The sequence below is a fragment of the Pseudomonas sp. TWI923 genome (genome assembly GCF_039673365.1).
GTDB lineage: Bacteria > Pseudomonadota > Gammaproteobacteria > Pseudomonadales > Pseudomonadaceae > Aquipseudomonas > Aquipseudomonas sichuanensis.
On record NZ_JBDJLM010000004.1, the window covers coordinates 110977 to 131919 of the forward strand.

A 20943-nucleotide genomic window follows, 5' to 3' on the forward strand; every position below is an offset into this window, starting at 1 on the left:
TGTGCTGCAGCCCGACAGTGCGAGGCAGCAGGTCGGTGAAAGCGATGCAGAAATGGAAACGGCCTCCCTGGGGAGGCCGTCCTGATGTCACCGACGCGGGGCGTCGATCAAATCAGCAGCTGTAGTACAGCTCGTATTCCAGCGGGTGCACGAAGGTGCGGACCTTGATCTCTTCTTCGGATTTCAGCTCGATGTAGGCATCGATGAAGTCGTCGGAGAACACGCCGCCCTTGGTCAGGAACGCACGGCCCTTGTCCAGCTCTTCCAGGGCTTCTTTCAGGCTGCCGCAAACCTGTGGGATCTCTTTCGCCTCTTCAGGCGGCAGGTCGTACAGGTTCTTGTCGGCGGCGTCGCCTGGGTGGATCTTGTTCTGGATACCGTCCAGGCCGGCCATCAGCAGGGCGGCGAAGCACAGGTACGGGTTGGCCGCCGGGTCCGGGAAACGCGCTTCGATGCGGCGGGCTTTCGGGCTGGAAACGTAAGGGATACGGATCGAGGCCGAACGGTTGCGAGCCGAGTAGGCCAGCATTACCGGGGCTTCGAAGCCAGGTACCAGACGCTTGTAGGAGTTGGTGGCCGGGTTGGTGAAGCCGTTCAGGGCCTTACCGTGCTTGATGATGCCGCCGATGAAGTACAGGGCGGTGTCGGACAGGCCGGCATAGCCTTCACCCGCGAAGGTGTTCTTGCCGTCTTTCCAGATCGACATGTGCACGTGCATGCCCGAGCCGTTGTCGCCGTACAGTGGCTTAGGCATGAAGGTAGCGGTGCGGCCGTAGGCGTCGGCAACGTTGTGCACGACGTACTTCAGCGCTTGAACTTCGTCGGCTTTCTTCACCAGGGTGTTGAACTTGACGCCGATTTCGTTCTGGCCGGCAGTCGCCACTTCGTGGTGGTGAACTTCGACGGTCTGGCCCATCTCTTCCAGTGCGTTGCACATGGCGGTACGGATTTCGTGGTCGTGATCGAACGGCGGAACCGGGAAGTAGCCGCCTTTGACGCCTGGACGGTGGCCTTTGTTGCCGCCTTCCACGTCCTGGTCGGACATCCACGAGCCTTGCTCGGAGTAGATCTTGAACATCGAGCCGGAGATGTCGGACTTGAACTTCACTTCGTCGAAGATGAAGAACTCAGGCTCTGGACCGGCGAACACGGTGTCACCGATCAGGGTGGCTTTGAGGTGCTCTTCGGCGCGACGGGCGATAGCGCGTGGGTCGCGGTCATAGCCCTGCATGCTGGCAGGGTCGATGATGTCGCAGGTGAGGATCAGGGTCGGCTCTTCGGTGAACGGGTCCAGCACGGCGGTGGAGTCGTCCGGCAGCAGGATCATGTCGGAGGCTTCGATGCCTTTCCAGCCGGCGATGGAGGAACCGTCGAACATCTTGCCGGTTTCGAAGAAGTCTTCGTCCAGGCCATCACGCGCCGGCATGGTCACGTGGTGCTGAGTACCTTTGGTGTCCGTGAAACGCAGATCAATCCACTTGACGTCATGATCTTTGATGAGTTGAACCGACTTCGACATGTTGTCCTCCGGATGGTCTAGAGCGCGGTGGGCCGCTGCTCTGGAAAAAGGGTGTTGCCAGGCGCGGATAGTCGGCCAAGCGTACCTGCCTCACAAGAGAGCAAATTGCATGCCAGTGCCCGAAAATGGCGAGAGTGGGATAAAAGAAGGCGTTTGCGGGCATCTGACGGTGGGGTGGCGGGGAAAGGTGCACTCTTAAGATGCGAAATTTAGTGGCAGAGCACCAATATGGTGCGCCGGCCGACTGGCGTGCTTTCTTTGGGGGCCTCTTCGCGGGTGAACCCGCTCCCACCGGGATCGCGTTAACTTCGAGGCAGCATCGTACCTGTGGGAGCTGGCTTGCCAGCGATGAGGCCAGCACTGACAACATAAGACAGTTGCTCCCACAGGGTTTGCACAGCCTATGGAATCGGTGCGGTCTCTGTGGGAGCGGGTTTACCCGCGAAGAGCCGGAACAGGCAGCACAAAAGCCCGCCCATACATTTATCTCAAAGCTTCTGATCAAAAGTTGGTCAAAACCTGAGCAATTTCCGATATAATTCGCGCCCCTCATTTTCGGCAGGCCCTGCGCGCGCTGTTAAACCAATGAAACTTATCGTCAAAGTCTTCCCAGAGATCACCATCAAGAGCCGACCGGTGCGCAAGCGCTTCATCCGTCAGCTCAGCAAGAACATCCGCAACGTGCTCAAGGACCTCGATCCTGAGCTCGCGGTCGATGGCGTCTGGGACAATCTCGAGGTGGTCACCCGCATCGAGGACGAAAAGATTCAGCGGGAAATGATCGAGCGCCTGCGCTGCACCCCGGGCATCACCCACTTCCTGCAGGTGCAGGAGTACCCACTGGGTGACTTTGACGACATCGTCGAGAAGTGCAAGCAGCACTTCGGTCACCTGCTGGCCGGCAAGTACTTCGCCGTGCGCTGCAAGCGCGGCGGCCACCACGACTTCACCTCGATGGACGTCGACCGCTATGTCGGCAGCCAGCTGCGTCAGCAATGCGGCGCCGCCGGCATCGAGCTGAAGAAGCCCGAAGTGCTGGTGCGCATCGATATCCGCGACCAGCGCCTGTACGTGATCCACAACCAGCACAACGGCATCGGCGGCTACCCGCTGGGCGCCCTGGAGCAGACCCTGGTGCTGATGTCCGGTGGCTTCGACTCCACCGTGGCCGCCTACCAGATGATGCGCCGTGGCCTGATGACGCACTTCTGCTTCTTCAACCTCGGCGGGCGCGCCCACGAGCTGGGCGTGATGGAAGTGGCGCACTTCCTGTGGAAGAAGTACGGCAGCAGCCAGCGCGTGCTGTTCATCAGCGTGCCGTTCGAGGAAGTGGTCGGCGAAATCCTCAACAAGGTCGACAACAGCTACATGGGCGTGACCCTCAAGCGCATGATGCTGCGCGGTGCCGCGCACATGGCCGAGCGTCTGCAGATCGACGCGCTGGTCACCGGCGAGGCGATCTCGCAAGTGTCCAGCCAGACCCTGCCGAACCTGTCGATCATCGACTCGGCCACCGACAAGCTGGTGCTGCGCCCGCTGCTGGCCAGCCACAAGCAGGACATCATCGACCAGGCCACCGAAATCGGCACCGCCGACTTCGCCAAGCACATGCCCGAGTACTGCGGCGTGATCTCGGTGAACCCGACCACCCATGCCAAGCGTCACCGCATGGAGCACGAAGAGAAGCAGTTCGACATGGCGGTGCTGGAGCGTGCCCTGGAGCGCGCCAAGTTCATCTCCATCGACCACGTGATCGACGAGTTGGGCAAGGACATCGAGATCGAGGAAGTGGCCGAGGCACTGCCGGGCCAGATCGTCATCGACATCCGTCACCCCGACGCCCAGGAAGACGAACCTCTGGCACTGGACGGTATCGAAGTCCAGGCCATGCCGTTCTACGCGATCAACAGCAAGTTCAAGCACCTGGACCCCACGCGCCAGTACCTGCTGTATTGCGACAAAGGTGTGATGAGCCGTTTGCACGCACACCACCTGCTCAGTGAGGGACATGCCAATGTGCGTGTTTATCGTCCGACATAAGACCCCAGGGCTGTATGGCGGCAGCATCCGCCATCGCCCTCCCGACCATCGGGCCCGCTGAGCCTCAAACCGTACATATTCGCCGCCTACACTGGCGGCAACCGAATCCTCTGATCGAGATACAGTTGTGATCGAAAATCTGCGTAACATCGCCATCATCGCCCACGTTGACCATGGTAAAACCACCCTGGTCGACAAACTCCTGCGTCAGTCCGGCACCCTGGAGCGTAACGAGCTCAACGACGAGCGCGTCATGGACTCCAACGACCAGGAAAAAGAGCGCGGCATTACCATTCTGGCGAAGAACACCGCCATCAACTGGAACGGCTACCACATCAACATCGTCGACACCCCCGGCCACGCCGACTTCGGTGGCGAGGTTGAGCGTGTAATGTCGATGGTCGACTCCGTGCTGCTGCTGGTCGACGCCCAGGACGGCCCGATGCCGCAAACCCGCTTCGTGACCAAGAAGGCTTTCGAAGCTGGCCTGAAGCCAATCGTCGTGATCAACAAGGTTGACCGTCCGGGCGCGCGTCCTGACTGGGTTCTGGACCAGATCTTCGACCTGTTCGACAACCTCGGCGCCACCGACGAACAGCTGGACTTCAAAGTCGTCTACGCCTCGGCCCTGAACGGCATCGCCGGTCTGGACCACACCGCCATGGGCGAAGACATGACCGCCCTGTACCAGTCGATCGTCGACAACGTACCGGCGCCGGACGTTGACCGTGACGGTTCGTTCCAGATGCAGATCTCGGCACTGGACTACAACAGCTTCCTCGGCGTTATCGGTGTTGGCCGTATCGCCCGTGGTCGCGTCAAGCCGAACACCCCGGTTGTCGCCATCGACACCAACGGCAAGAAGCGTAACGGCCGTATCCTGAAGCTGATGGGCCACCACGGCCTGCACCGCGTCGACGTCGAAGAAGCCCAGGCTGGCGACATCGTCTGCATCAGCGGTTTCGACGAGCTGTTCATCTCCGACACCCTGTGCGCCCCGGACGCGGTAGAAGCGATGAAGCCGCTGACCGTCGACGAGCCGACCGTTTCGATGACCTTCCAGGTCAACGACTCGCCGTTCTGCGGTAAAGAAGGCAAGTTCGTCACCAGCCGTAACATCAAGGACCGTCTGGACAAAGAGCTGCTGTACAACGTTGCCCTGCGCGTTCAGGAAACCGATTCCCCAGACAAGTTCAAGGTTTCGGGCCGTGGTGAGCTGCACCTGTCGGTACTGATCGAAACCATGCGTCGTGAAGGCTTCGAGATGGCTGTAGGCCGTCCTGAGGTGATCATCCGCGAAGTCGACGGCGTCAAGCAGGAGCCGTTCGAGAACGTCACCATCGACATCCCTGAAGAAGCTCAGGGCAAGGTCATGGAAGAGATGGGTCTGCGTAAAGGCGACCTGACCAACATGGTGCCGGATGGCAAGGGCCGTGTTCGTCTGGAATACAACATTCCAGCCCGTGGTCTGATCGGTTTCCGTAACCAGTTCCTGACCCTGACCAACGGTGCAGGCATCCTGACCTCGATCTTCGATCGCTACGACACCATGAAGTCCGGCCAGATGTCCGGCCGTCTGAACGGTGTTCTGGTTTCGGTCGAGACCGGCAAGGCTCTGACCTACTCGCTGGAAACCCTGCAGGCGCGCGGCAAGCTGTTCGTCGAGCACGGCCAGGAGATCTACAACGGTCAGATCATCGGCCTGAACAGCCGTGACAACGACCTGGGCGTGAACCCGACCAAAGGCAAGAAGCTCGACAACATGCGTGCTTCGGGCAAAGACGAAGTCATCGCCCTGGTGCCGCCGGTTCGCCACACCCTGGAACAGGCCCTGGAATTCATCCAGGACGACGAGCTGTGCGAAGTCACGCCGAAGTCGATCCGTCTGCGCAAGAAGATCCTGGACGAAGGCGAGCGTACCCGCGCTGCCAAGAAAGCCAAGAACTGAGTTAGCTCAGGCGCAATGAAAACGCCCCCGGTCGAAAGGCCGGGGGCGTTTTTGTTTGCGTGTCTTTTGCCGCATGTTGCGCTTGAAGCACTTGCTCACGAAGCCGTTTTGGCAGGGCTTTGCCCGAGCATTAGCCTGACGCCTCGGTACGTGACTGAGGTGGTGCATGAAAGGCAAGGGATGGCGGGAGCATCTGTCGGCGGGAGCAATCGAGGTATCGGGCGAACCATGGTGCTTGCAGCACCTGCGTGCGCATTCTCATGAAGTGCTACTGCCGGGTTCGGGTGTGCAGCCATCCATTGCGGTGACGCTGCACTTCGAGTATTCGAGCCACTGCGTGAGCCGCGGGAGCCAGCAAGGACTAGCGCTGGATTTCGACAGCATCGGGCTGGACAGGTTGGTAATAGATCACCGAGGGATCTACCGAGCGTTCTGCCCGACGCGGTATGGGCTGTCGTTGCAATTGCCCGCCATCATGTGCAGTTTGGCCGACCGCCAATGCTTGTTTACCGGGCACAGTAACTGGCTGACGTTGGAGGGCAATCAGTTCGGTTTCCCGGAGGGCAGCCGTTACGAGGTGTATTTCAATATGCGTCGCGAGGCCGCGAGAGGCCTCAGGATTCATGTCGAGAGCGCCTATGTACGGGATCCGGCGCACCCAGCGAGCAGCCAAAGCCGCTTCAAACGACATGAAAAAATCAAAGGCTGGTTGCTGATGCTCAAGAAGCTGAGGAACGAGCCCGTTCGCAGGCCTGGCCGCCACTGAGCGATTTCCAGAAATACGAAACCCCCAATGAAGGGGGTCGTATCGCGGATGCCCTTAGGGATTGATCCCTTCAACCGGCACGGCCGGAACCAGGTGGCGGCGTCTTGACACCTTCCCGAAGGAAAGCTCCGTATATATCCAGACGGATCAGATTCTATGGGGTTGACCGCAGAGCGTCAACGCCCGACCACCTTGGGCTTGTAGGCACAATACCCCGGCCGCGGCCCGACCTTGGGGTGGTTGCGGCAGGTGTCCGGGCGCTTGTCGTAGATGGTGCACAGCCGGCTCTTGCGGTCCAGGTACATGCAGTCATCGTTGCTCATCCGGGTCAGGGTGAAGATCCCCGACTTCTGGTTGAAGCGCTCGATGATGCCTTCCTTCTGCAGGCGCTTGGCCACGTTCTTCGGCGGTTCGTCTTTTTCGAACTCGTCCACCACGCCGATACGGATCAGATCCTTGATCTTCACCTCCACCGGCAGGGTGCAACAGGTCGAGTGGCAGCCACCGCACATGTGGCTGGCATAGCGCTGCCAGGTCTCCAGGCGGTCGACTTCGGCGGCGGCGATCAGGGTCGTTTTCATCGTTATGGGGGCGAATCACGGTCTTGGGGCGCGCGATCATACCGGAGTTGTTCAATTTGTGAACAACCTTTTGCCCGATTCCCGCCTGGCGCATGAAATCCGCGAACCGTTGCTGTCGCTCTGTGTCAGACCGTCTAGGCTGAACACTTTCCCTGCGCTTTAGCCTACTTGCCCGAGGATGCCGCATGTCCCAGGAAAACAAGGCCCGTGAGGCCAAAGCTCATCATGAGGAGGTGGCGGATTTTCGCGCCGCCGTGCTGGCCAAGCTGACCTACGCGGTCGGCAAGGACCCGGAACACGCGTTCGATCACGACTGGTTCGAGGCCATCGCCCTGGCGGCCCGCGACCACATGGTCGACCACTGGATGGACCACACCCGGCGGGCCTACCGCCGCAGCCAGAAGCGGGTGTATTACCTTTCCCTCGAATTCCTCATCGGTCGGCTGCTGTACGACAGCCTGAGCAACCTGGGTTACCTGGAAATCGCCCGCGAGGCACTGCAGGGCCTGGACGTTGACCTTGAGCGTATTCGCCTGCTCGAGCCGGATGCGGCGCTGGGGAACGGCGGCCTCGGGCGCCTGGCGGCGTGCTTCATGGAGAGCATGTCGACACTGGGCATTGCTGCCCATGGCTATGGCATCCGCTACGAACACGGCCTGTTCCGCCAGGCGCTGGTCGATGGCTGGCAGCAGGAGCAGACCGAGAACTGGCTGGACTTCGGCAACCCCTGGGAGTTCGAGCGTGCCGAGGTGATCTACCCGATCAGCTTTGGCGGCAGTGTCGAAACCGTGCAGGAAGGCACCGGCAAGCAGCGCCAGGTCTGGTGGCCGGGCGAAACGGTGAGGGCCGTGGCCTACGACACGCCAGTGGTCGGCTGGCGTGGCTCCAGCGTCAACACCTTGCGCCTGTGGCGCGCCCGGGCGCTGGAAGAGCTGCACCTGGAGCGCTTCAACGCCGGCGATCACCTGGGGGCGGTGGCCGAGGTGGCCCGGGCCGAGAGCATTTCGCGGGTGCTGTACCCGGCCGACAGCACCGAGGCCGGCCAGGAGCTGCGCCTGCGCCAGGAGTACTTCTTCGTCTCCGCCTCGCTGCAGGACCTGCTGCGCCGCCACCTGAACATGCATGACAACCTGCTCAACCTGCCGGATGCAGCGGCGATCCAGCTCAACGACACCCACCCGTCGATCGCCGTGGCCGAGTTGATGCGGCTTTTGGTCGACCAGCACGAAATCCCCTGGGACACCGCCTGGCAGGTGACCGTCGGCACCTTGGCCTACACCAACCACACACTGCTGCCCGAGGCCCTGGAAACCTGGCCGGTGGCGCTGATGGAGCGCATGTTGCCGCGGCACATGCAGATCATCTACCTGATCAACGCCTACCATATCGACGCGCTGCGGGCCAAAGGCCTGCACGACTTCGACGTGCTGCGCGCGGTGTCGCTGATCGAAGAGGACAACGGCCGCCGCGTGCGCATGGGCAACCTGGCGTTCCTTGGCTCGCACAGCGTCAACGGCGTGTCGGCGCTGCACAGCAAGCTGATGAAGAGCACGGTGTTCGCCGAGCTGCACAAGCTCTACCCGCAGCGGATCAACAACAAGACCAACGGCATCACCTTCCGCCGCTGGCTCTACCAGGCCAACGCGCCGCTCACGGCGATGCTCACCGAGGCGCTGGGCCCGGAGGTGCTGGACGACCCGGAAGGCAAGCTCAAGGCCCTGGTGCCCTTTGCCGACAAGGCCGACTTCCGCAAGCAATTCGCGGCCCAGCGCCTGCACAGCAAGCGTGCCCTGGCCGCCATCATCCAGGACCGCCTGGGGGTGACGGTCAACCCCGAGGCGCTGTTCGACGTGCAGGTCAAGCGCATCCACGAGTACAAGCGGCAGTTGCTCAACCTGCTGCACACCGTGGCGCTGTACCAGGCCATGCGTCACGACCCCGGCACCGACTGGGTGCCGCGGGTGAAGATCTTCGCCGGCAAGGCGGCGGCCAGCTATCACCAGGCCAAGCTGATCATCAAGCTGGCCAACGACATCGCCCGGGTGGTCAACAACGACCCGACCGTGCGCGGCCTGCTCAAGGTGGTGTTCCTGCCCAACTACAACGTCAGCCTGGCCGAGAGCATCATCCCGGCGGCCGACCTGTCCGAGCAGATCTCCACGGCCGGTTACGAAGCCTCTGGCACCAGCAACATGAAGTTCGGGCTCAACGGCGCGCTGACCATCGGCACCCTGGACGGCGCCAACGTCGAGATGTGCGAGCAGGTCGGTGCCGAGAACATGTTCATCTTCGGCCTGACCGCGCAGCAGGTGGAGGCGCGCAAGCGCAGCGGCGACTTTGGCGCCAGCGCGGCGATTGGGGCGTCGCACCGCTTGGGCGATGTGCTGCAGGCGATCCGCAGCGGGGTGTTCTCACCGGATGATCCGTCGCGTTATACCGGGCTGGTGGATGGCCTGATCGCCTATGACCGCTTCCTGGTGTGTGCCGACTTTGACGCCTACTGGGATGCCCAGCGGCGGGTCGAGGAGCTGTGGCATACGCCTCAGGAATGGTGGCGCATGGCGGTGCTCAATACCGCGCGGATGGGGTGGTTCTCGTCGGACCGGACCATTCGTGAATATGCCAGCGAAATCTGGAAAGCCTTGGATTAGCGTATTTGGGGCTGCGCTGCAGCCCTTCGCGGGTAAACCCGCTCCCACAGGGGATCGCCAAAAAACCGTGGGAGCGGGTTCACCCGCGAAGGGCCGCAAAGCGGCCCCAATCGACCGCCGGCCAGGTCGACGCTGAACTCAAGCCCGCCCGGCGAGTCTCTTTGCTCGCTAGCCCGCAACACTCCCTGTAAACTGCGGGGGTTTTTCTCCCCCTTTCCTTTTCGGAGCCATACATGTCCCGCGTTACCCTGAGTCGCTATCTGATTGAGCAGACCCGCAGCAACAACACCCCTGCCGATCTGCGCTTCCTGATCGAAGTGGTGGCGCGTGCGTGCAAGGAAATCAGCCATCACGTCTCCAAAGGCGCGCTGGGTGGCGTCCTGGGCAGCATGGGCACCGAAAACGTGCAGGGCGAAGTGCAGAAGAAGCTCGACGTCATCTCCAACGACATCCTGCTCGAAGCCAACGAGTGGGGCGGCCACCTGGCCGGCATGGCCTCCGAAGAGATGGACAACGCCTACCAGATCCCGGGCAAGTACCCCAAAGGCGCCTACCTGCTGGTCTTCGACCCGCTGGACGGTTCGTCGAACATCGATGTCAACGTCTCGGTCGGCACCATCTTCTCGGTGCTGCGTTGCCCTAACCAATACCTGAGCCAGAACGAAAGCCTCAACGAGAACGCCTTCCTGCAGCCAGGCACCGAGCAGGTCGCCGCCGGTTATGCCATCTATGGCCCGCAGACCATGCTGATCCTCACCCTGGGCAATGGCGTCAAGGGCTTCACCCTGGACCGCGAGCTGGGCAGCTTCGTGCTCACCCACGAGAACATCCGCGTGCCGGAAAGCACCGCCGAATTCGCCATCAACATGTCCAACCAGCGCCACTGGGAAGCCCCGATTCAGCGCTACGTGGGCGAGCTGCTGGCCGGTGAGACCGGCCCGCTGAAGAAGAACTACAACATGCGCTGGATCGCCTCGATGGTGGCCGACGTGCACCGCATCCTGACCCGTGGCGGCCTGTTCATGTACCCACGCGACGCCCGCGACCCAAGCAAGCCGGGCAAGCTGCGCCTGATGTACGAAGCCAACCCGATGTCGTTCATCATCGAACAGGCCGGCGGTGCGTCCACCGACGGTTACCAGCGCATCCTCGACATCAAGCCAGAGGGCCTGCACCAGCGCGTGTCGGTGATCCTCGGCTCGAAAGAAGAGGTCGAGCGCGTCACCGCGTACCACAAGGAGTAAACCATGCTCGCACCTTGGCAGCCGTTGCTGGAGTGGTGGTTCGGTTGGGGCAGCAGCCCCCAGGCCGTGGCTGACGAGAAGAGCACGCTGTGGTTCGGCAAGCATCACGATGCCGAAGCCCAGGCGCTGTTCGGCGACCTGATGGAGCACGCCCTGGCGGGCGGCCTCGACGAGTGGCAGCAGAGCCCGCAGGGCTGGCTCGGCTTGCTGATCCTGCTGGACCAGCTGCCACGCATGATCCACCGCGACACGCCGCGCGCCTTCGAGGGCGACCGGCGGGCGCAGGTGGTGGCCATGCAGGGTCTGCAGAAGGGTTGGGACTACCAGCTGCTGCCGATCCAGCGGGTGTTCGTGCTGCTGGTGCTGGAGCATGCCGAGGTGCTGGACTGGCAGAACCTGTGCGTCGAGCGCTATCAGATCTTGCTGGCTGAACAGCCGGAGGCGAATCGCCGGTTGTTCGAAGGCTTCCTCGACTATGCCCAGCAGCACCAGCGGGTGATTGCCCGGTTCGGGCGCTTCCCGCACCGCAACCTGTTGCTGGAGCGGCCGAGTACTAGCGAGGAGATGGATTTCTTGCTGGAGCCTGGTTCCCGCTTCTAGCTTCTAGCGGTAGCTGTGGGAGCGGGCTTGCCCCGCGATTGCGATGGTGGTTCTGACATCGCAATCGCGGGGCAAGCCCGCTCCCACATTACCTAATCAGATCCTGAAACTGCCCACCAGATGCTTCAACCGCTCCACCTGGTGCTCCAGGTCGGTGCAGGCACGCAAGGTGCTCTGCAGGTTGTGCACCCCTTCCTGATTCAGCGTATTGATCTCGGTGATGTCGACATTGATCGACTCGACCACGGCCGTCTGCTCTTCGGTGGCGGTGGCCACTGACTGGTTCATGCCGTCGATCTCGCCGATGCGCTGGGTGACGCTGCCCAGGCGTTCGCCGGCCTGGTTGGCGATGCCGACGCTGCGGTCGCTGTGCTGCTGGCTCTGGTTCATGGTGCTCACGGCCATCTGCGCGCCGGCCTGCAACTCCTCGATCAGGCGCTGTACCTGCTGCGCCGAATCCTGGGTGCGATGGGCCAGGTTGCGCACCTCATCGGCCACCACGGCAAAGCCACGGCCGGCCTCGCCCGCGCGGGCGGCTTCGATGGCGGCGTTGAGCGCCAGCAGGTTGGTCTGCTGCGAGATGCCACTGATGACATCGAGGATCTGGCCGATGTTCACCGTGTGGTTGTTCAGCGTCTCGATGTTGCCGCTGGCATCGCTGATGCGTGCCGACAGCTGGTTCATCACCTCGATGGTTTCGCCGACCACCTGCTGGCCTTCCTCGGCCAGGCCACGCGCGGCGCTGGAGTGCTGTGAGGCCAGGGCGGCGTTCTGGGCGATCTCCTGGGCGGCGGCGCCGAGCTGGTTGATCGCCGCAGCCACGCTGCTGGTGCGGCTGGACTGCTGGTCGGCATTGTGGATCGAGGCGTTGGAGGCGCTGACCACCTGGCCCGCCACGCTATTGACCTGGCCGGTGGCCGAGGCCACTTCGCGGATCGATTCGTGGATGCGCTCAACGAAGCGGTTGAACGACTGCGCCAGGCTGCCGAATTCGTCCTGGGCGTGAATCTTCAGGCGGCGGGTCAGGTCGCCTTCGCCTTCGGCGATGTCATGCATGGCGCGGCCCATCACGTGCAGCGGCTCCATCAGCACGCGGATCAGCAGGCCGAGCAGGGCGATGATCACCACTACGGCGATCAGGGTCGCCACCACCGCCGAGGTGCGCAGTTCGCCGAGCATGGCGAAGGCTGCGTCCTGGTCGAGTACCAGCGCCACGTACCAGTCCGCCGACGGCACGCCGTCGACATGGGTGAAACTGATGAACTGCTTGCGGCCATCGACCTCGACTTCTTTCAGGCCACTGCCGATGCGCGGGGTGTTGGCCGGGTAGACGTCGCTGAGGGTCTTGAGCGCCAGTTCGCCTTTGGGATGGATGAGGATCTTGCCCTCGCCGTTGACGATGAAGGCGTGGCCACGGCCGTCGAAGTCGAGGGTGTTGATCAGGTTGCTGATGGTCTGCAGGTCGGTGTCGACGCCACTCACGCCGATCAGGCGGCCGGCCTGCTGCACCGGGGTGGCCAGGGTGATCACCAGCTTGCCGGCCGAGGCCGAGATGTACGGCTCGGTGACAATGGTCTGGCCGGCGGCAGTGGCCGCCTTGTACCAGCCGCGCACGCGCGGGTCGTAGTCGGCGGCGCGGCTGCCTACCGGCACCGACTGCATGCTGCCGTCCTGGCCACCGAAGTAGCTGAGCATGAAGTTGTTGGCGTACACCGGCAGCGCCAGGCTGCGGTCCAGGCTGGCTTTGCCCGGGCCGTCCACGGCGACCTGTTGGGCCAGGGTGTTGAGCAACTGGATACGGCTGTCGAGCCAGTTGCGGATGTTACCGGCGGTGAGATTGCCCAGGTCCTGCAGAGTGGCCTCCGTGTCACTGCGCAGGGACTGGCGTTGTCGGTAATCGTTGAACAGCACGAAGCAGGTGAAGGCAACGGCCACCACCAGGGCGGCAGCCAGCAGGATCTTGTGGCTGAACTTGAGGTTCTTGGTCATTTTTAGAAAGTCTGCGCACGGGCACGGAGGAGGGCAGGTGCGGCGAAAAGCCACACCGTCGGAAGCTGTGTCGTCAGTGCTGGAAAAAACATTAATCGTTTGCGCAGATACCGACTGGCGGTGCGGCAGGAAAACCTCGGATGGCAGGGAACCGCGAGCCCTTTTTCCCTTCTAAGCTCCCAGCAGGCCTCTCAGAACCTGTGTATCCACCTCCAGGAGTGTCACTTTCATGTCGTTGCGTTCCCTCGCCCTGTTGTCCTTGTGCGTCGTCCTGACTGCCTGCAGCAAGATCAACCAGGAAAACTATTCCAAACTCAAGGCCGGCATGAACAAGGCCGAGGTCGAGCAAATGCTCGGCACGCCCACCGAGTGCTCCGGCGCGCTGGGCATGAGCAGTTGCACCTGGGGTGACGAGAAGAGCTTCATCAGCGTGCAGTACGCGGCGGACAAAGTCTTGATGTACTCCGGGCAGGGCCTCAAATGAGGCGTCTGCACCTGCTGTTGAGTGTGTGCCTGGTGATGCTGCTGGGTGGCTGCGCCACGTCCGCCACCGACCCGCTGGCACCGAAGACCGCAGGTGCGGTGGACCTCAAGCGTTATCAGGGTAAATGGTTCGAGCTCGCGCGCTTGCCGATGAAGTACCAGGAAGGCTGCGCCCAGTCCGAGGCCCATTACAACCTCAAGCCCGACGGCACGGTGGGCGTGCTCAACCGCTGCCGCACCCTGGGTGACGAGTGGCTGCGCGCCGAAGGCCATGCCACCACGCAACAGCCCGGGCATACCGACAAGCTGTGGGTGGAGTTCGACAATTGGTTCACTCGCCTGGTGCCGGGTGTGGCCAAGGGTGATTACTGGATTCTGTTCGTCGACGAGCGTTACCGCACCGCGATCGTCGGCAGCCCGGATCGCAAGTACCTGTGGATTCTCTCGCGCACGCCGTCGTTGCCGGCGTGGGAGCGCGAGAACCTGCTGGCCAAGGCGCGCCAGCAGGGGTATGACACCCGCCGGCTGATCTGGCGCACGGCGGACAAGGAAATCGTTGCCCGGCATTGAAATCGCGCTGCATGCTTCGCGGGTAAATCGCAGCGGCGAACCGCCGCTCCCACAGGCTCGTGCAAATCCTGTAGGAGCGGCCTTGTGTCGCGAAAGGGTCGCGAAGCGGCCCCAGTTTTCAGCTACGCAACAAAAATCGCCGGGGCCGCTGCGATTTACCCGCGAATGGCCCTCCAGTCAGCCCAGCAGTTGGCGTAATACCTCGCCAAACGCCAGCGCACTTTCTGCTTCCTGCCCATGCCGCCCCTGGCGCACCACCCACTGCCCGTTGACCATCACATCGCGCACCTGGCGATCGTGGCCTGCAAACAGCCAGCGGTTGAGGATGGCGTCGCCGTCCGCCACGGCCAGGTACGGGTCCTGCCCGTCCAGCACCAGCCAGTCCGCGCGCTTGCCCACGGCCAGTTCGCCGATCGGTTGGCCCAGCGCCTGGGCGCCGCCCACCAGTGCGGCGTCGTACAAGGTGCGCCCGACCATCGGCTGATCGTTGCGGTACAGGCGGTTGCGGCGCTGGTCGCGCAGGCGCTGGCCGTATTCCAGCCAGCGCAGCTCTTCGACCACGCTCAGCGACACGTGGCTGTCAGAGCCGATCCCCATGCGCCCGCCCTGGGCCAGGTAGTCCACCGCCGGGAAAATACCATCGCCCAGGTTCGCCTCGGTGGTCAGGCACAGGCCGGCGATCGCACCGCTGCGGGCCATGGCGGTGACTTCGTCGGGCTCGGCGTGGGTGGCATGCACCAGGCACCAGCGTGAATCGACCTCGGTGTGCTCATACAACCATTGCAGAGGGCGCAGGCCGCTCCAGGCCAGGCAGTCGTCGACTTCCTTCTGTTGCTCGGCAATATGGATATGGACCGGGCACTGTTTGTCGCTGGCGCCGAGCACCTCGGCGATCTGCCCGGGGGTCACCGCGCGCAGGGAGTGGAAGCACAGCCCCAGCTGTTGCGCTGGCTGCGCGGCCAGCACGGGGGCGAGTTGTTGCTGCAGCGCCAGGTACTGCTCGGTGGAGTTGATGAAGCGCCGTTGCCCGTCGTTGGGCGCTTGCCCGCCGAAGCCCGAGTGGCTGTACAGCACCGGCAGCAGGGTCAGGCCGATGCCGCTGGCGGCGGCCGCGGCGCTGATGCGCCGGGACAACTCGGCCGGGTCGGCGTAACGCTGGCCGTTGTGGTCATGGTGCACATAGTGGAATTCGGCCACCGAGGTGTAGCCGGCCTTGAGCATCTCGATGTACAGCTGATGGGCGATGACCTGCAGCTGCTCCGGGGTGATGCGCCCCACCAGGCGGTACATCAGGTCGCGCCAGGTCCAGAAGCTGTCGTTGGGGTTGCCGGCCACTTCCGCCAGCCCCGCCATGGCCCGCTGGAACGCGTGCGAGTGCAGGTTGGGCATGCCCGGCAACAGCGGGCCGGCCAGGCGCTCGGCGCCCTCGGCGCTGGCATTGGCCTCGACCGCCGTCAGCCGGCCATCGGCGGCGACCTCCAGGCGGACATTGCGGGCCCAGCCCGTGGGTAGCAGGGCGCGTTCGGCGAAATAGGCGGACATCGGTGAAATCCTGTTATTGTTTAACTTGTATATACATATACAGCCGTTTGCCTGCCGGGTAAACTCCGGCAAGCTACCGTTCACTCCAACCGTACAAGGATTCAACGCCGTGCCGACACCTCCTGTCTCCGCGCTGGTTGCCCAGATGGGCGAAGGTCCGGCGCCGCTGTATGCCCGGGTCAAGCAGATGATCGCCCAGCAGATCGAAAACGGCAGCTGGCCGCCGCATCACCGGGTACCGTCGGAGAGCGAGCTGGTCAGCGAGCTGGGTTTCAGCCGCATGACCATCAACCGTGCCTTGCGTGAGCTCACCGCCGAAGGGCTGCTGGTGCGCATGCAGGGCGTCGGTACCTTCGTCGCCGAGCCAAAGAGCCGCTCGGCGTTGTTCGAGGTCAACAACATCGCCGACGAGATCGCCGGTCGCGGCCACCAGCACAGCTGCCAGGTGGTCACCCTGGCCGAAGAGGCCGCCGGCTCCGAGCGTGCCCTGGCCCTGGACATGCGTGAAGGCCAGCGGGTATTCCACTCGCTGATCGTGCACTACGAGAACGGCGTGCCGGTGCAGATCGAGGACCGTTACGTCAACGCCGCCATCGCCCCGGACTACCTCAAGCAGGACTTCACCCGGCAGACGCCCTACGCCTATCTATCGCAGGTGGCACCGCTCACCGAAGGCGAGCACGTGGTCGAGGCCATACTTGCCGAGCCCGATGAATGCCAACTGCTGCAGATCGAGCGCGGCGAGCCCTGCCTGTTGATCCGCCGCCGCACCTGGTCGGGTCGCCAGCCGGTCACCGCCGCGCGCCTGATCCACCCCGGTTCCCGTCATCGCCTGGAAGGACGATTCAGTAAATGAGTGCGTTGCAGTTGTTGCGTGCGCAGGATTACCCGCGCATGCCCTGGAAGAACGGTGGCGGTTTCACCGAAGAGATCACCCGCGATGCCGGCGACGGCCTGGACGGCTTCGGCTGGCGCCTGTCGATCGCCGACATCGAAGCGTCCGGCGGTTTTTCCACCTTCGCCGGTTACCAGCGCATCATCACCGTGCTGCAGGGCGATGGCATGCGCCTGCTGGTCGATGGCCAGCCCAGCCGGCCCCTGCTGCCATTCGACGCCTTCGCCTTCAGCGGCGAGAGCCAGGTCAGCTGCGAGTTGTTGGGTGGGGCGATCCGGGATTTCAACCTGATCTATGCGCCGCAGCGTTATCACGCACGGTTGCAGTGGTTCGATGGCACCAGTCGGCTGTTCAGCTCGGCCTCGACGGTGTTGCTGTTTGCCGCGAGCAATCACGTGGAAGTCGGGCTGACCGGGCACGAGGCCCAGCAGCTGGGCCGGTATGACTGTTTGCGCCTGGAGGGCAACGAAGGGTTGCTGGCGCTGGACGTGCAGGGGCGGTTCTGCCTGATCGAGCTGATGCCGCGCTAAACCAGCTGCTGCACTATCGCGGGGCAAGCCCGCTCCCACGCCTTACTTTAATTGGCGTGGGAGGGGGCTTGCCCCGCGATGCATTTCGGAGGAATGGTCCGGAATTTTTGGTTGTCCATGCTTGTACATACAAGTAAAGATGTGTTTGTATAGCACCACGACACACACACATGCCGTCGCATGACCGCAGAGGACATCCCCGTGACTGACAACAACAAATACCGTGACGTTGAAATCCGTGCCCCGCGTGGCAACAAGCTGACCGCCAAGAGCTGGCTGACCGAAGCGCCGCTGCGCATGCTGATGAACAACCTCGACCCGCAGGTCGCCGAAAACCCCAAGGAACTGGTGGTGTACGGCGGCATCGGCCGTGCCGCGCGTAACTGGGAGTGCTACGACAAGATCGTCGAGACCCTGACCCGCCTGGAAGACGACGAAACCCTGCTGGTGCAGTCGGGCAAGCCGGTCGGCGTGTTCAAGACCCACAGCAACGCCCCGCGCGTGCTGATCGCCAACTCCAACCTGGTGCCGCACTGGGCCAACTGGGAACACTTCAACGAACTGGATGCCAAAGGCCTGGCCATGTACGGCCAGATGACCGCCGGCAGCTGGATCTACATCGGCAGCCAGGGCATCGTCCAGGGCACCTACGAAACCTTCGTCGAAGCCGGCCGCCAGCACTACAACGGCAGCCTGAAAGGCAAGTGGGTACTGACCGCAGGCCTGGGCGGCATGGGCGGTGCCCAGCCACTGGCCGCGACCCTGGCCGGTGCCTGCTCGCTGAACATCGAATGCCAGCAGAGCCGCATCGATTTCCGCCTGGAAACCCGCTACGTCGATGAGCAGGCCACCGACCTCGACGACGCCCTGGCCCGCATCGCCAAGTACACCGCCGAAGGCAAGGCCATTTCCATCGCCCTGCACGGTAACGCCGCCGAAATCCTGCCTGAACTGGTCAAGCGTGGCGTGCGCCCGGACATGGTCACCGACCAGACCAGCGCCCACGACCCGCTCAACGGCTACCTGCCAGCCGGCTGGACCTGGGAGCAGTACCGCGACCGCGCAGTGACCGACCCGGCTGGCGTGGTCAAGGCCGCCAAGCAATCGATGGCCGTGCACGTGCAAGCCATGCTCGACTTCCAGAAGCAGGGCATCCCGACCTTCGACTACGGCAACAACATCCGCCAGATGGCCAAGGAAGAAGGCGTGGCCAACGCCTTCGACTTCCCAGGCTTCGTCCCGGCCTATATCCGCCCGCTGTTCTGCCGCGGTGTCGGCCCGTTCCGCTGGGCTGCGCTGTCCGGTGACGCCGAGGACATCTACAAGACCGACGCCAAGGTCAAGGAACTGATCCCGGACGACGCCCACCTGCACCGCTGGCTGGACATGGCCCGCGAGCGCATCAGCTTCCAGGGCCTGCCGGCCCGTATCTGCTGGGTTGGCCTGGGCCTGCGCGCCAAGCTGGGCCTGGCCTTCAACGAAATGGTCCGCAGCGGCGAGCTGTCGGCGCCGGTGGTCATCGGCCGCGACCATCTGGATTCGGGCTCGGTATCCAGCCCCAACCGTGAAACCGAAGCCATGCGCGACGGCTCCGACGCGGTCTCCGACTGGCCTCTGCTCAACGCCCTGCTCAACACAGCAGGCGGCGCCACCTGGGTTTCGCTGCACCACGGCGGTGGCGTGGGCATGGGCTTCTCCCAGCACTCGGGCATGGTCATCGTCTGTGACGGTACCGACGAGGCGGCCGAGCGGATCGCCCGCGTACTGACCAACGACCCGGGCACCGGCGTGATGCGCCATGCCGATGCCGGTTACCAGATCGCCATCGACTGCGCCAAGGAGCAGGGCCTCGACCTGCCAATGATCACCGGCTGATTGCCGCGCTTTGGATCGCACCCCACAAGGGTGATACTGAACAACAAGAAGTGGCCTGCGGGCACCCTGAACACAGGGCCTGCGGCCACAAGCGATTGGAGTAGCGAAGTGACCGAACTGACCCTCAAGCCTGGCACCCTGACCCTGGCCCAGCTGCGCGCCATCCATGCCGCGCCCGTGCGCCTGCAACTGGATGCCGGCGCCGCCCCGGCCATCGACGCCAGCGTCGCCTGCGTCGAGCAGATCATTGCCGAAGACCGCACCGCCTACGGCATCAATACCGGTTTCGGCCTGCTGGCCTCGACCCGCATCGCCAGCCATGACCTGGAAAACCTGCAGCGCTCGCTGGTGCTGTCCCACGCCGCCGGCATCGGCGCGCCGCTGGACGACGACCTGGTGCGCTTGATCATGGTGCTGAAGATCAACAGCCTCAGCCGTGGTTTCTCCGGCATCCGCCGCAAAGTCATCGACGCCCTGATCGGCCTGGTCAACGCCGAAGTCTACCCACACATCCCGCTCAAAGGTTCGGTCGGCGCCTCTGGCGACCTGGCCCCGCTGGCGCACATGTCGCTGGTGCTGCTGGGCGAAGGCAAGGCCCGCTACAAGGGCCAGTGGCTGAATGCTACCGAGGCCCTGGCCGTTGCCGGCCTGGAGCCGCTGACCCTGGCCGCGAAAGAGGGCCTGGCCCTGCTCAACGGCACCCAGGCTTCCACCGCCTACGCCCTGCGCGGCCTGTTCCAGGCCGAAGACCTGTACGCCGCGGCCATCGCCTGTGGTGGTCTGAGCGTTGAAGCGGCACTGGGTTCGCGTTCGCCGTTCGACGCCCGTATCCATGAAGTGCGTGGCCAGCGTGGCCAGATCGACACCGCCGCCTGCTTCCGCGACCTGCTGGGCGATTCCAGTGAAGTGTCGCTGTCGCACAAGAACTGCGACAAGGTCCAGGACCCGTACTCCCTGCGCTGCCAGCCACAGGTCATGGGCGCCTGCCTGACCCAGATCCGCCAGGCCGCCGAAGTGCTGGGCATCGAAGCCAACGCCGTGTCCGACAACCCGCTGGTATTCGCCGCCGAAGGCGATGTGATTTCCGGTGGCAACTTCCACGCAGAGCCAGTGGCCATGGCCGCCGACAACCTGGCCCTGGCCATTGCCGAGATCGGTTCGCTGAGCGAGCGCCGCATCTCGCTGATGATGGACAAGCACATGTCCCAGCTGCCGCCATTCCTGGTGGAGAACGGTGGGGTCAACTCCGGTTTCATGATCGCCCAGGTCACCGCCGCCGCGCTGGCCAGCGAGAACAAGGCGCTGTCGCACCCGCACAGCGTCGACAGCCTGCCAACCTCGGCCAACCAGGAAGACCACGTGTCGATGGCTCCGGCTGCCGGCAAGCGCCTGTGGGAAATGGCTGAGAACACCCGTGGCGTGCTGGCCATCGAGTGGCTGGGCGCCTGCCAGGGCCTGGACCTGCGCAAGGGGCTGAAGACCTCCGCCAAGCTGGAGCAGGCGCGTCATGCCCTGCGCCGTGAAGTGCCGCACTATGACCGCGACCGCTTCTTCTCGCCGGATATCGAGGCAGCCGCCGCGCTGCTGGCCCAAGGCACCCTGACCGGCCTGCTGCCGGCCGGCGTCCTGCCAAGCCTGTAATGCCTTCGGGGGCCGCTTTGCGGCCCCTTCGCGGGTTAACCCCCGCCCCCAGGGTAAGCGCCACCAGTG

At 63.5% G+C, this 20943-nt stretch carries 16 protein-coding genes; 12 read left to right on the plus strand and 4 right to left on the minus strand.

Features of this window, described 5'->3' with window-relative positions; translation table 11 throughout:
- Positions 1–112: 112 nt before the first annotated feature.
- Positions 113–1519: a type I glutamate--ammonia ligase gene (gene glnA, locus ABE459_RS03310; RefSeq protein WP_110995313.1), complete on the minus strand. Its 1407-nt coding sequence runs from the start codon at positions 1517–1519 to the stop codon at positions 113–115.
- Between the two features lie 585 nt (positions 1520–2104).
- Here glnA and thiI point away from each other — a divergent pair.
- From thiI to ABE459_RS03325, 3 genes are all read left to right on the plus strand, one after another.
- Complete coding sequence (gene thiI, locus ABE459_RS03315; protein WP_346647915.1) at positions 2105–3559, plus strand: tRNA uracil 4-sulfurtransferase ThiI; 1455 nt, start codon at positions 2105–2107, stop codon at positions 3557–3559.
- 127 nt (positions 3560–3686) lie between these two features.
- On the plus strand, positions 3687–5507 hold the full coding sequence (typA, locus tag ABE459_RS03320) for a translational GTPase TypA (RefSeq protein WP_110995311.1): 1821 nt from the start codon (positions 3687–3689) through the stop codon (positions 5505–5507).
- A gap of 166 nt (positions 5508–5673) precedes the next feature.
- Positions 5674–6273, plus strand: a complete 600-nt coding sequence (locus ABE459_RS03325) for a hypothetical protein (RefSeq protein WP_323830759.1) — start codon at positions 5674–5676, stop codon at positions 6271–6273.
- A 176-nt stretch (positions 6274–6449) separates the two neighbouring features.
- Here the strand turns inward: ABE459_RS03325 and ABE459_RS03330 are convergent, their stop codons facing one another.
- Positions 6450–6854 (minus strand): YkgJ family cysteine cluster protein, encoded by a 405-nt coding sequence (locus tag ABE459_RS03330; RefSeq protein ID WP_016712459.1) that lies wholly within the window; start codon positions 6852–6854, stop codon positions 6450–6452.
- A gap of 185 nt (positions 6855–7039) precedes the next feature.
- On the opposite strand from ABE459_RS03330, the gene ABE459_RS03335 reads away from it, so the two are divergent.
- From ABE459_RS03335 to ABE459_RS03345, 3 genes are all read left to right on the plus strand, one after another.
- Positions 7040–9505, plus strand: coding sequence for a glycogen/starch/alpha-glucan phosphorylase (locus ABE459_RS03335; protein WP_323830758.1), 2466 nt, complete (start codon positions 7040–7042; stop codon positions 9503–9505).
- A 233-nt stretch (positions 9506–9738) separates the two neighbouring features.
- Positions 9739–10749, plus strand: a complete 1011-nt coding sequence (locus ABE459_RS03340) for a class 1 fructose-bisphosphatase (protein ID WP_125465868.1) — start codon at positions 9739–9741, stop codon at positions 10747–10749.
- Between the two features lie 3 nt (positions 10750–10752).
- Positions 10753–11349, plus strand: a complete 597-nt coding sequence (locus tag ABE459_RS03345) for a DUF924 family protein (protein ID WP_323830757.1) — start codon at positions 10753–10755, stop codon at positions 11347–11349.
- Positions 11350–11445: 96 nt separating this feature from the next.
- Here the strand turns inward: ABE459_RS03345 and ABE459_RS03350 are convergent, their stop codons facing one another.
- Positions 11446–13338: a methyl-accepting chemotaxis protein gene (locus ABE459_RS03350; protein WP_125465866.1), complete on the minus strand. Its 1893-nt coding sequence runs from the start codon at positions 13336–13338 to the stop codon at positions 11446–11448.
- A gap of 229 nt (positions 13339–13567) precedes the next feature.
- On the opposite strand from ABE459_RS03350, the gene bamE reads away from it, so the two are divergent.
- Both bamE and ABE459_RS03360 read left to right on the plus strand, forming a co-directional pair.
- Complete coding sequence (gene bamE, locus ABE459_RS03355; protein ID WP_125465865.1) at positions 13568–13822, plus strand: outer membrane protein assembly factor BamE; 255 nt, start codon at positions 13568–13570, stop codon at positions 13820–13822.
- Positions 13819–14391 carry a lipocalin family protein gene (locus tag ABE459_RS03360; RefSeq protein ID WP_125465864.1) on the plus strand — a complete coding sequence of 191 codons (573 nt, stop codon included), beginning with the start codon at positions 13819–13821 and terminating at the stop codon, positions 14389–14391. The genes bamE and ABE459_RS03360 overlap by 4 nt, the downstream gene beginning before the upstream one ends.
- Positions 14392–14568: 177 nt before the next feature.
- On the opposite strand, the gene ABE459_RS03365 is transcribed toward ABE459_RS03360, so the two are convergent.
- Positions 14569–15933, minus strand: a complete 1365-nt coding sequence (locus tag ABE459_RS03365; RefSeq protein ID WP_323830756.1) for a formimidoylglutamate deiminase — start codon at positions 15931–15933, stop codon at positions 14569–14571.
- 145 nt (positions 15934–16078) lie between these two features.
- Between ABE459_RS03365 and hutC the strand changes: the two genes are divergently transcribed.
- From hutC to hutH, 4 genes are all read left to right on the plus strand, one after another.
- Complete coding sequence (gene hutC, locus ABE459_RS03370) at positions 16079–16789, plus strand: histidine utilization repressor (RefSeq protein WP_189654580.1); 711 nt, start codon at positions 16079–16081, stop codon at positions 16787–16789.
- Entirely contained in the window at positions 16786–17358 is a 573-nt protein-coding gene (locus tag ABE459_RS03375) for a HutD family protein (RefSeq protein WP_323830755.1), read from the plus strand. Before hutC ends, ABE459_RS03375 begins: the two co-directional genes overlap by 4 nt.
- Before the next feature lie 201 nt (positions 17359–17559).
- Positions 17560–19233 carry a urocanate hydratase gene (hutU, locus tag ABE459_RS03380; protein ID WP_038706939.1) on the plus strand — a complete coding sequence of 558 codons (1674 nt, stop codon included), beginning with the start codon at positions 17560–17562 and terminating at the stop codon, positions 19231–19233.
- A gap of 108 nt (positions 19234–19341) precedes the next feature.
- Positions 19342–20874 carry a histidine ammonia-lyase gene (hutH, locus tag ABE459_RS03385; RefSeq protein WP_258705257.1) on the plus strand — a complete coding sequence of 511 codons (1533 nt, stop codon included), beginning with the start codon at positions 19342–19344 and terminating at the stop codon, positions 20872–20874.
- The last annotated feature ends 69 nt before the right edge of the window (positions 20875–20943 follow it).

Bases quoted from the DNA above. Each gene is read 5' to 3' on its own strand.
- ABE459_RS03340 (WP_125465868.1), top strand. From the start codon at position 9,739: ATGTCCCGCGTTACCCTGAGTCGCTATCTGATTGAGCAGACCCGCAGC.
- ABE459_RS03365 (WP_323830756.1), bottom strand. From the start codon at position 15,933: ATGTCCGCCTATTTCGCCGAACGCGCCCTGCTACCCACGGGCTGGGCC.
- glnA (WP_110995313.1), bottom strand. From the start codon at position 1,519: ATGTCGAAGTCGGTTCAACTCATCAAAGATCATGACGTCAAGTGGATT.
- bamE (WP_125465865.1), top strand. From the start codon at position 13,568: ATGTCGTTGCGTTCCCTCGCCCTGTTGTCCTTGTGCGTCGTCCTGACT.
- hutC (WP_189654580.1), top strand. From the start codon at position 16,079: ATGGGCGAAGGTCCGGCGCCGCTGTATGCCCGGGTCAAGCAGATGATC.
- ABE459_RS03345 (WP_323830757.1), top strand. From the start codon at position 10,753: ATGCTCGCACCTTGGCAGCCGTTGCTGGAGTGGTGGTTCGGTTGGGGC.
- ABE459_RS03360 (WP_125465864.1), top strand. From the start codon at position 13,819: ATGAGGCGTCTGCACCTGCTGTTGAGTGTGTGCCTGGTGATGCTGCTG.
- thiI (WP_346647915.1), top strand. From the start codon at position 2,105: ATGAAACTTATCGTCAAAGTCTTCCCAGAGATCACCATCAAGAGCCGA.
- ABE459_RS03335 (WP_323830758.1), top strand. From the start codon at position 7,040: ATGTCCCAGGAAAACAAGGCCCGTGAGGCCAAAGCTCATCATGAGGAG.
- ABE459_RS03350 (WP_125465866.1), bottom strand. From the start codon at position 13,338: ATGACCAAGAACCTCAAGTTCAGCCACAAGATCCTGCTGGCTGCCGCC.
- ABE459_RS03330 (WP_016712459.1), bottom strand. From the start codon at position 6,854: ATGAAAACGACCCTGATCGCCGCCGCCGAAGTCGACCGCCTGGAGACC.
- ABE459_RS03375 (WP_323830755.1), top strand. From the start codon at position 16,786: ATGAGTGCGTTGCAGTTGTTGCGTGCGCAGGATTACCCGCGCATGCCC.
- ABE459_RS03325 (WP_323830759.1), top strand. From the start codon at position 5,674: ATGAAAGGCAAGGGATGGCGGGAGCATCTGTCGGCGGGAGCAATCGAG.